Below are 9,014 nucleotides of genomic sequence, written 5' to 3'. Positions count from 1 at the left end.
CGACTGCGTAGACGACCCCCGCTGATCGGATCCCGGGACTCTCGGAATTGTCCGCGACATTTCCCTTGCGCGGCGGGGTCAGCCCACTATATATTCAAGAATACGAATATGAACGGGTGACCACTATGAATATCGATCGCTTCGTTTTCGCTTTCGCCGGCGCCGTGATCCTCGGCTCGCTGGCGCTGGGCATCTGGGCCAATATCTGGTGGTTCGTGCTGACGGCCTTTGTCGGCCTCAACATGTTCCAGGCCGCCTTCACCGGTTTCTGTCCGCTGGCCATGATCCTGAAGAAGGTGGGCCTCAAGCCGGGCAACGCGTTCGCCTAAGCTAACGCGCGCGAATAACCCGGGGAGCGCGAGCCCCGGGACACGCTTCCCTCCCGGGCCGGATCGGCGCTAGTCGTCGAAAAGGCTCGCCTGACGGCCGGGCTTCTGCCCGGCCTTTTTCTGTGCATCGGCTGTCTTTACATCCGCGCCCGACCTGCCCGGTCGTGGCGTCGAACCGTCGACGGCGACGGGCAGGGTGCCGTCCGCGAACCGGATCTCCAGCCGGTCGCCGGTCGCATGCCCCTTGGCGGTGCGGACCATCTCGCCGGCGGCATCGCGCACCAGCGCATAGCCGCGCTTCAGCGTCTGTTCGTAGCTCAGCGCATCGAGCAGGGTCGCCACCCGGGCAAGCCGGTCCTTGCGCCGCTCCACCAGGACCGACATCGCCCGGCCGACGCGGCTCTGCAGCGTGGCCACCCGCTCCTGCCCGCGCACGATCCGGTCGGTGATGCGGCCGGGCGACAGCCGTCCCGAGGCGCGGACGAGCCGGGTTCCGTGGGCATGCGTGTTGGCCATCAGCGCGCGGCCGAGACGGCCCGCGGCCTCGTCGAAACGCTGGCGCGGCAGCGCCAGAAGGTCGGTCAGGCGCGGCAGACCGCGGGTCGCGGCGCGCAGATGCGCCTTGCGCTCCTGGACGAGGCGCATGAGCCCGGTCTTCAGCCGCTGGCCGCGATCGGCGACAACGGCGATCAGCTCGGTGCGTACCGGAACCGCCATTTCGGCGGCCGCCGTCGGCGTCGGCGCGCGAATGTCGGCTACGTGGTCGATCAGCGTCCAGTCGGTTTCGTGGCCGACCGCCGAGACGATCGGGATGCGGCTTTCGGCAGCGGCGCGCACCACGATTTCCTCGTTGAAGCACCACAGGTCCTCGAGGCTGCCGCCGCCGCGCGCGGCGATAATCACGTCGGGCCGCGGGATCGGGCCACCGTCCGCAAGGGCGTTGAAGCCGCGGATGCCGGCGGCGATCTCGTCTTCCGCGCCCTCGCCCTGCACCCGCGCCGGCCAGACCAGCACGCGGACCGGGAACCGGTCGGAGATGCGATGCAGGATGTCGCGGATCACCGCGCCCGTCGGCGAGGTGACGACGCCGATGACGCGCGGCAGGTAGGGCAGCGGCACCTTGCGGGACTCGTCGAACAGGCCTTCGGCGGCGAGCTTCCTGCGGCGCTCCTCCAGAAGCGCCATCAGTGCGCCGACGCCGGCCGGCTCCAGCGATTCGATGACGATCTGGTAGCTCGAGCGGCCCGGATAGGTGGTCACCTTGCCGGTGGCGATGACCTCCATCCCCTCTTCCGGCTTGAAGCGCAGCCTGCCGAACACGCCCTTCCAGATGATCGCGTCGATGCGCGCCTTCTCGTCCTTCAGGGCGAAATAGCAGTGGCCGGAGGAATGGGGCCCGCGATAGCCGGACACCTCGCCGCGCAGCCGCACATAGGGAAACGCGTCCTCGACCGTGCGTTTCACGGCGAAGGCGAGGTCGGATACGCTGAGCTCCGGGATATTGCCTTGGGCGGGGTCGGCCATCCGTCCTGTTTACGCGAAAGCGCGGCGGGGCGCGAGAGCCGAACGGCAGGCCCCGACACCTTGTGCCGCCTTGCGGGAATCGTCGGGCCGCGCCCGGCGATGACGCGGGGGAGAACGGCAAGCGAGGGTGACGACCGCGGAACCGCGTGCTAGTCGGACTATCCCGACGGTCGACTACAAGACGAGGCGAAATGAACGTCCTACTCATCGGATCGGGCGGGCGCGAGCACGCGCTGGCCTGGGCGCTTTCCAAGAGTTCCCTGCTCAAGAAACTGTGGGCCGCGCCTGGCAACGCGGGGGTCGCCGCGATCGCCGAATGCGTGCCCCTGGACGTGACGGACCATGCCGCCGTCATCGCCTTCTGCAAGGCCAACGACATTGGCCTCGTCGTCGTCGGCCCGGAAGCGCCGCTGGTCGCCGGCATGGTCGACGATCTCGACAAGGCCGGCATCCGCGCCTTCGGACCGACCGCGGCGGCCGCCCAGCTCGAAGGCTCCAAGGCCTTCATGAAGGACCTGTGCAGCCGCTACGGCATTGCCACCGCCGCCTACGGCGTGTTCACCGACGCGGAGGCGGCGAAATCCTTCGTGCGCACCGAGGGCGCGCCGATCGTGGTCAAGGCCGACGGGCTCGCCGCCGGCAAGGGCGTGATCATCGCCCAGACGGTGGCCGAAGCCGAGGCGGCGATCGACGACATGCTGGCCGGCGCCTTCGGCGAGGCGGGCGCGCGCGTCGTCATCGAGGAATTCATGGAAGGCGAGGAAGCCAGCTTCTTCGCCATCTGCGACGGCCGCACCGCCCTGCCGCTGGCAACGGCGCAGGACCACAAGCGCGCCCATGACGGCGACACCGGCCCGAACACCGGCGGCATGGGCGCCTATTCGCCTGCCCCGGTGATGACCGAGGACCTGTGCCGCCGCGCGATGGACGAGATCGTCACGCCGACGATGACGGCGATGCGCACCGAGGGCATGCCGTTTTCGGGCATCCTCTACGCCGGGCTGATGATCACCGGGAAGGGACTGCGCCTGCTCGAATACAATGTGCGCTTCGGCGATCCGGAAGCACAGGTCCTGATGATGCGGCTCCAGGACGATCTGCTGCTGCTCATCCTCGGCGCGCTCGACCAGTCGCTCGACAGTCGCAGCATCCACTGGCGCTCCGAGCCGGCGCTCACCGTGGTGATGGCGAGCCGCGGCTATCCCGGCGCCTACGAAAAGGGCACGGTCATCGGCAATATCGAGGAAGCCGCGGCGATGGACTCCGTCGAGGTCTTCCATGCCGGCACGGCGCGCGACGGCGATGTGCTGACGGCGACCGGCGGGCGCGTGCTCAACGTCACGGCGCTCGGCCGCGACATCCGCGAGGCGCAGATGCGCGCCTATGCCGCCGTCGACCTGATAGACTGGCCGGATGGCTTCTGCCGCCGCGACATCGGCTGGCGCGCCGTCGAGAGGGAGACACCCGTGACATGAGCGAACCGCTCGCCGACCTGTTCCCGGGCTTCGAGGCCCGCACGGTGACCGGGGACGGCGCGGAGATCTTCCTGCGCACCGGCGGCGACGGGCCGCCGCTGCTGCTCGTGCACGGCTATCCGCAGACGCACGTGATGTGGCACCGGGTGGCGCCGGCGCTCGCCGAACACTTCACGCTGGTGATCCCGGACCTGCGCGGCTACGGCCAGAGTTCGGTGCCGGCGACGGTGCCGGACCACGCGACCTATTCGAAGCGGGCGATGGCCAGGGACTTGGTCGCGGTGATGGCGGCGCTCGGACACGACCGGTTCCATCTGGCCGGCCACGATCGCGGCGGGCGCGTCTCCTACCGGCTGGCACTCGACCACCCGCAGGTCCTCGACAGGCTCGCGGTGCTCGACATCGTGCCGACCCACGCGATGTGGCACGAATTCACGGTCGCCATGGCGATGAAGGTCTATCACTGGCTGTTCCTGGCCCAGCCGAAGCCGCTGCCGGAGATGCTGATCACCAAGGCGCCGGCCGACTATCTCGACTACACGATCGCGAGCTGGACGAAGGCAAATTCGCTCGAGGCCTTCGATCCCAGGGCGATGGCGCACTACCGCGCCTCCTTCTCGCAGTCCGACCGAATTCACGCCTGCTGCGAGGACTACCGCGCCGGCCAGACCTGCGACCTCGCCGCCGACGAGGCCGACGTCGCCGCGGGCAGGAAGATCGCCGCGCCGCTGCTCGCCCTGTGGGGAAGCGCCGGCATTCCCGGAGAGACGCGCGGACCGCTCGACATCTGGCGCGACTGGGCCGACGAGGTTACCGGTATCGGCATCGACTCCGGCCACTTCGCCTGCGAAGAAAATCCGGACGCGGCGACCAAAGCACTGCTCGACTTTTTCCGGGGAGGATCATGAGCGAACAGACGATCGACCGGCAGACCGCCTTCAGCGGTACCAAGGACGTCACCGAGGCCCTGGCCTTCGATGAAAAGCGGCTGGCGGCCTGGCTCGAAGCCCATGTGCCGGAGTTCAAGGGGCCCCTGACGGCGAAGCAGTTCAAGGGCGGGCAGTCGAACCCGACCTACATGATCGAGGCTGCCTCAGGGCGGTACGTGCTGCGGCGCAAGCCGCCGGGCAAGCTGTTGCCGTCGGCGCACGCCGTCGACCGCGAATACCGGGTGCTGAGTGCGCTGCACAGCGTCGGCTTCCCCGTCGCCCGGCCGCTGATCCTGTGCGACGACGACGAGGTCGTCGGCACGATGTTCTACCTGATGGATTTCGTCGGCGGCTGCGTCTACTGGGTACCGAACCTGCCCGACTGCGACAATGCCGAACGCGCGGCGATCTACGACGCGATGAACGCGACGATCGCGCAGCTGCACACGATCGACTACGAGGCGGTGGGCCTCGGCGATTTCGGCAAGCCGGCCGGCTACGTGTCGCGCCAGATCAAGCGCTGGTCCGACCAGTACCGCGCCTCCGAGACCCAGGAGATCGCCGAGATGGAGCGGCTGATCGACTGGCTGCCCGGCGCGACGCCGCCGGATACCGGCGCCGCCATCGTCCACGGCGATTTCCGGCTCGACAACATGATCCTGGCGCCGGAGTCCCCGAAGGTGCTGGCCGTGCTCGACTGGGAGCTCGCCACGCTCGGCGACCCGATCGGCGACTTCACCTACCACCTGATGCAATGGCACATGCCGAAGTCGCGCTTCGGCTCGGGGACCGGCAGCCTGGTCGATCTCGACCTGCCCTCGCTCGGCATCCCGACGCTCGAGGACTATGTCGGCCGTTACTGCGAGCGCACCGGCCGGAACGGCATTCCGAACCTCGATTTCTACTTCGCCTACAATTTCTTCCGCCTGGCGGCGATCCTGCAGGGCATTGTCGGGCGGGTGCGCGACGGCACGGCGACCAACGAGAACGCGGCGGCGATGGCAAGCCAGGTGAGACCGCTCGCCGAGACCGCCTGGGGCTTCGCCGAGCGCGCGGGCGCGCGCTGAGCATGGCCCGCCCGCCCCATCCCCGGCCCCATCCCCGGCCCCATCATGGTGATTCAACGATTGGGGGGCCGAGGATCGGGGGCCCAAGGATCGGGCTGGCGCTCGGCGGCGGCGGGGCACGGGGGCTCGCGCATATCCCGGTGCTGGAAGCCTTCGACGAGCTCGGCATCAGGCCGTACCGCGTCGTCGGCACCTCGATCGGGGCGATCGTCGGCGCGGCCTATTGCTCCGGCATCCCGGCCGCCGATCTGCGCGACTATACGCTCTCCGTCTTCAAGCACCGCGGCGAGGTGCTGTCGCGGCTGTGGAAGCTGCGGCGCGAGCGCTTCAGCGACCTGCTGACGCCGAGCCTCGGCAATCCGGTGCAGCTCAACGCGCAGAAGCTCCTCGACCTGTTCCTGCCCGACGGTGTGGCGACCGACTTCAAGGATCTGGAGATCCCGCTCTCGGCGGTGGCGACCGACTTCTATTCCGGCAAGGCGGTCGCGCTGTCGTCCGGCGACCTCCGCCTCGCCGTGTCCGCCTCGATGGCGATACCGATGGTGTTCCGCCCGGTCGTCGTCGACAAACGGGTGATGGTCGACGGCGGCGTCACCGAGCCACTGCCGTTCGGGTTCTTCGGCAAGGACATCGACGTGGTCGCGGCGGTCGATGTGATCAATATGCCCAGGGGCGATGCCGGCCGCGTGCCCACCCCCTACGAGGCGATCTTCGGGTCGACGCAGATCCTGATGCAGAGCGTGATCGCCGACCGGCTCACGCACAAGGGACCGGACATCCTGATCCGCCCCAACATCACCCTGTTCCGCGTGCTCGATTTCCTCAAGGCCCGCGCCATCGTCAGGGCGGCGGAGCCGGCGAAGGACGAGATGAAGCGGGCGCTGGAGACGACGCTCAGGCGGTTCTGACTATCGCCCCGGCGGTCTCGGCCTACTGGCAGTACTGCCTGAAGCCCTCGGCGTCGACATAGGTGCCCGTCTGGGCGTCGTAGTTTGGATATTTCGACGCGCAGTAGGCATGCCATTCCGGCGGATAGACGCCGGCCGTGACCGGGAAGCTCGGCGCCGGCATCGCCGGATTGGCGACGGGGCGCGACGGCGGCACGATGGTGACGGACGACGGCGGCGAAGTAGGCTGGGGCTGCGCTTGCGGCTGGCCGAGCGCGTTGCCGATGGCCTGGCCGGCGACGATTCCGGCCGCCGCGCCGGCCGCGGCCGCGGCGGCATCGTTGCGGAAGACGGGATCGGGGTGCAGTCCGGGATTCCAGGGGCGCGCCGATACGCCGCCGGCGCGCCACTCCTGCGCGACCGACACCGACACCGACGCCACGACGGCGGCAGAGGTCACGGCCGCCAACGCACCCGTCACAACGCCGCGGACGATCCGTTTCGCAGCCATCGCAGCTCCTTCCGCATGCCTCCCCCGCGCCGGATCGAAAGCCGGCCTCGACGGCCCGCAATCCCGCGCGTTCGGTGTCCAACCTACCGCAGATCCTTGAACCCGCGGTGAATCGGCGCCGTCAGACTGCATCCGGAAATTATAATTTCGATAATTCTGGAAATACTGATTGACCTGTAGCCGCTGTTTCGTCAGAGTCGCCCCATGAAACGCGACGATGTTGCCGCACGGCTCGAGGCACTGGGCAATCCGACACGGCTCGACATCGTCCGCACGCTGGTGCGGACGGGCAATCGCGGCCTGCCGGTGGGTGATCTGCGGCAACGCCTCGACATCGCCGCCTCCACCCTGTCGCACCATCTGGCGAAGCTCGTCGTGGTCGGGCTCGTCAGCCAGGAACGGCAGGGAACGACCCTGATCTGCCGAGCGGAGTTCGACACCATGAAGGAAACGGCCGACTACCTGATCGCCGAATGCTGCATCGAGGAAAAGGCGGCGGCGAAGAACGATAATGGCGGGCCGGGCCCCGATTCTGGCGGCGATCCTGGGGCCGATCCCTGCTGCGAGGAAGGCTGTTGCGGGCCGGAGTGCTGCCCGCCGGCGGAGGCCGGAAAAGCCGCGGGCTGATTTTTTCGCCCGAATTATTCGATATTTCTGGAAATACCGGAGCCCGACATGACCACCGCCATCGCCCTGTTGAGACGACGCGCCGCGACGATCGACCCGGCAGTCGCCGCGATCCTGATCGTCCTGGTGGCACTCGCCGCCGCCGCGCCGGCGCAGGCCCGCGCCTCGGCGATCTTCACGGTCGACAGCCTGATCTCGATCCTGCCCTACCTCGCCGCCTCGATCGGGCTTGCCGCCTATGCGGCGGCGTCGGGTGCCGACAACCTGATCGCCAGGGCGTTCCGGGGACACACGGCGGGCATGGTGGCGATGGCGGCGCTGATCGGGGCCCTGTCGCCGTTCTGCTCGTGCGGCGTCATCCCGCTGATCGCGGCGCTGCTCGCGATGGGCGTGCCGCTCGCGCCCGTCATGGCGTTCTGGCTCGCCTCGCCGATCATGGACCCTTCCATGTTCGCGCTGACCGCCGGAACGCTCGGCATGGAATTCGCCATCGCCAAGACGATCGCGGCGATCGGCATGGGGCTCCTCGGCGGCTTCGGCATGTGGGCGCTGATGAAGCTGCCGCTGTTCGAGTCGCCGCTGCGGCCGGGGATCGGCGACGGCGGGTGCGGCGGCGGCAAGGTGCGCGCGCCGAAGCCGGTCGTCTGGGCCTTCTGGGACGACGCCGACCGCCGCGAAACGTTCACGAAGAACGGCCTCAGGAACACCCTGTTCCTCGGCAAATGGCTGACACTCGCCTTCCTGCTCGAATCGCTGATGCTGGCCTATGTTCCCGCCGAGATGATCGCGCATGTGCTCGGCTCCGGCGGCGTCGGCACGGTGGCGCTGGCGACGGTGGTCGGCATTCCCGCCTATCTCAACGGCTACGCGGCGCTGCCGCTGGTCGGCGGGCTGATCGACCAGGGGATGGCGCCCGGCGTCGGCATGGCCTTCCTGGTCGCCGGCGGCGTCACCTCGATCCCGGCCGCGATCGCCGTGTTCGCGCTGGCCCGCCCGCCCGTGTTCGCGGCCTATGTCGGCTTCGCCCTGTCCGGCGCGCTGGTCGCGGGCCTGGTCTACGGCGCCGTGGCCTAGCGGCTATCCTCGGGAGCGACACGCCAACCCGGCCTGCGTCCCAACCCCGCCTGCGTCGTTGCCGGGAGATCCCCGGGTCAGGCCCGGGGATGACGTCCCAAGGCGCGTCCGCTAGTTCCGCTTTCCCTCGAAAAAGCCCTTCAACAGGTCCGCCGCCTCGCGCTCGGCGATGCCCGAATAGACCTCGGGGGCGTGGTGGCAGGTCGGCTGGGCGAAGAAGCGGGGGCCATGCTCGACCGCGCCCATCTTCTCGTCGGCGGCGCCGAAATAGAGTCGGCGGATGCGGGCGAACGAGATCGCCGCCGCGCACATGGCGCAGGGCTCCAGCGTCACCCACAGGTCGCAGTCGACCAGGCGTTCGGAGCCGAGCCTTTGCGCCGCGTCGCGAATCGCCAGCAATTCGGCGTGGGCGGTCGGGTCCTTCAGCTCCAGCGTCCGGTTGCCGGCGCGGGCGATGATCTCGCCGGCCTTCACGATCACGGCGCCGACGGGCACCTCGCCGCGCGTCGCGGCGGCACGAGCCTCCGCCAGCGCCTCGGCCATATTGCTCCTGCCGACCATCTTCTTCCTTATCCTATCCGCCGCACTCTG

Annotated in this window: 9 protein-coding genes and 1 pseudogene; 7 read left to right on the top strand and 3 right to left on the bottom strand. The window is 68.9% G+C overall.

Annotated elements, in window-relative coordinates; all coding sequences use genetic code 11:
- Positions 1 to 125: 125 nt before the first annotated feature.
- Positions 126 to 329, top strand: coding sequence for a YgaP family membrane protein (locus tag ACSF9G_RS14945; RefSeq protein WP_436642879.1), 204 nt, complete (start codon positions 126 to 128; stop codon positions 327 to 329).
- A 69-nt stretch (positions 330 to 398) separates the two neighbouring features.
- Here the strand turns inward: ACSF9G_RS14945 and xseA are convergent, their stop codons facing one another.
- A complete protein-coding gene (gene xseA, locus ACSF9G_RS14940) occupies positions 399 to 1,853 on the bottom strand; it encodes an exodeoxyribonuclease VII large subunit (RefSeq protein ID WP_436642878.1) in 1,455 nt (484 codons plus the stop codon).
- A 191-nt stretch (positions 1,854 to 2,044) separates the two neighbouring features.
- Here xseA and purD point away from each other — a divergent pair, with 191 nt between their 5' ends.
- From purD to ACSF9G_RS14920, 4 genes are read left to right on the top strand one after another with little or no spacing between them, the layout of a single operon-like run.
- A complete protein-coding gene (purD, locus tag ACSF9G_RS14935; protein ID WP_436642877.1) occupies positions 2,045 to 3,328 on the top strand; it encodes a phosphoribosylamine--glycine ligase in 1,284 nt (427 codons plus the stop codon).
- The gene (locus tag ACSF9G_RS14930; protein ID WP_436642876.1) at positions 3,325 to 4,236 is read left to right on the top strand and encodes an alpha/beta fold hydrolase; all 912 of its coding nucleotides are present in this window, start codon (positions 3,325 to 3,327) and stop codon (positions 4,234 to 4,236) included. Before purD ends, ACSF9G_RS14930 begins: the two co-directional genes overlap by 4 nt.
- Complete coding sequence (locus ACSF9G_RS14925; RefSeq protein ID WP_436642875.1) at positions 4,233 to 5,324, top strand: phosphotransferase family protein; 1,092 nt, start codon at positions 4,233 to 4,235, stop codon at positions 5,322 to 5,324. The genes ACSF9G_RS14930 and ACSF9G_RS14925 overlap by 4 nt, the downstream gene beginning before the upstream one ends.
- 59 nt (positions 5,325 to 5,383) lie before the next feature.
- The gene (locus tag ACSF9G_RS14920; RefSeq protein WP_436643264.1) at positions 5,384 to 6,232 is read left to right on the top strand and encodes a patatin-like phospholipase family protein; all 849 of its coding nucleotides are present in this window, start codon (positions 5,384 to 5,386) and stop codon (positions 6,230 to 6,232) included.
- Positions 6,233 to 6,254: 22 nt separating this feature from the next.
- On the opposite strand, the gene ACSF9G_RS14915 is transcribed toward ACSF9G_RS14920, so the two are convergent.
- Complete coding sequence (locus tag ACSF9G_RS14915) at positions 6,255 to 6,722, bottom strand: BA14K family protein (RefSeq protein WP_436642874.1); 468 nt, start codon at positions 6,720 to 6,722, stop codon at positions 6,255 to 6,257.
- 204 nt (positions 6,723 to 6,926) lie between these two features.
- Here ACSF9G_RS14915 and ACSF9G_RS14910 point away from each other — a divergent pair.
- Together ACSF9G_RS14910 and ACSF9G_RS14905 are read left to right on the top strand one after the other, a co-directional pair.
- Positions 6,927 to 7,214, top strand: a pseudogene (locus tag ACSF9G_RS14910) (ArsR/SmtB family transcription factor); the annotation flags it as partial.
- Between the two features lie 183 nt (positions 7,215 to 7,397).
- A complete protein-coding gene (locus ACSF9G_RS14905; protein ID WP_436642873.1) occupies positions 7,398 to 8,423 on the top strand; it encodes a permease in 1,026 nt (341 codons plus the stop codon).
- A gap of 111 nt (positions 8,424 to 8,534) precedes the next feature.
- On the opposite strand, the gene ACSF9G_RS14900 is transcribed toward ACSF9G_RS14905, so the two are convergent.
- Positions 8,535 to 8,984 carry a nucleoside deaminase gene (locus tag ACSF9G_RS14900; RefSeq protein WP_436642871.1) on the bottom strand — a complete coding sequence of 150 codons (450 nt, stop codon included), beginning with the start codon at positions 8,982 to 8,984 and terminating at the stop codon, positions 8,535 to 8,537.
- Positions 8,985 to 9,014: the final 30 nt, after the last annotated feature.

The sequence above is a fragment of the Microbaculum mangrovi genome (genome assembly GCF_051390635.1).
GTDB lineage: Bacteria > Pseudomonadota > Alphaproteobacteria > Rhizobiales > Tepidamorphaceae > Microbaculum.
This window is presented reverse-complemented; position numbering and strand designations above follow the sequence as displayed.

Excerpts from the sequence above, each read along its gene's own strand:
- ACSF9G_RS14915 (WP_436642874.1), bottom strand. The coding sequence starts at position 6,722 with ATGGCTGCGAAACGGATCGTCCGCGGCGTTGTGACGGGTGCGTTGGCG.
- ACSF9G_RS14930 (WP_436642876.1), top strand. The coding sequence starts at position 3,325 with ATGAGCGAACCGCTCGCCGACCTGTTCCCGGGCTTCGAGGCCCGCACG.
- ACSF9G_RS14905 (WP_436642873.1), top strand. The coding sequence starts at position 7,398 with ATGACCACCGCCATCGCCCTGTTGAGACGACGCGCCGCGACGATCGAC.
- ACSF9G_RS14945 (WP_436642879.1), top strand. The coding sequence starts at position 126 with ATGAATATCGATCGCTTCGTTTTCGCTTTCGCCGGCGCCGTGATCCTC.
- purD (WP_436642877.1), top strand. The coding sequence starts at position 2,045 with ATGAACGTCCTACTCATCGGATCGGGCGGGCGCGAGCACGCGCTGGCC.
- xseA (WP_436642878.1), bottom strand. The coding sequence starts at position 1,853 with ATGGCCGACCCCGCCCAAGGCAATATCCCGGAGCTCAGCGTATCCGAC.
- ACSF9G_RS14900 (WP_436642871.1), bottom strand. The coding sequence starts at position 8,984 with ATGGTCGGCAGGAGCAATATGGCCGAGGCGCTGGCGGAGGCTCGTGCC.
- ACSF9G_RS14925 (WP_436642875.1), top strand. The coding sequence starts at position 4,233 with ATGAGCGAACAGACGATCGACCGGCAGACCGCCTTCAGCGGTACCAAG.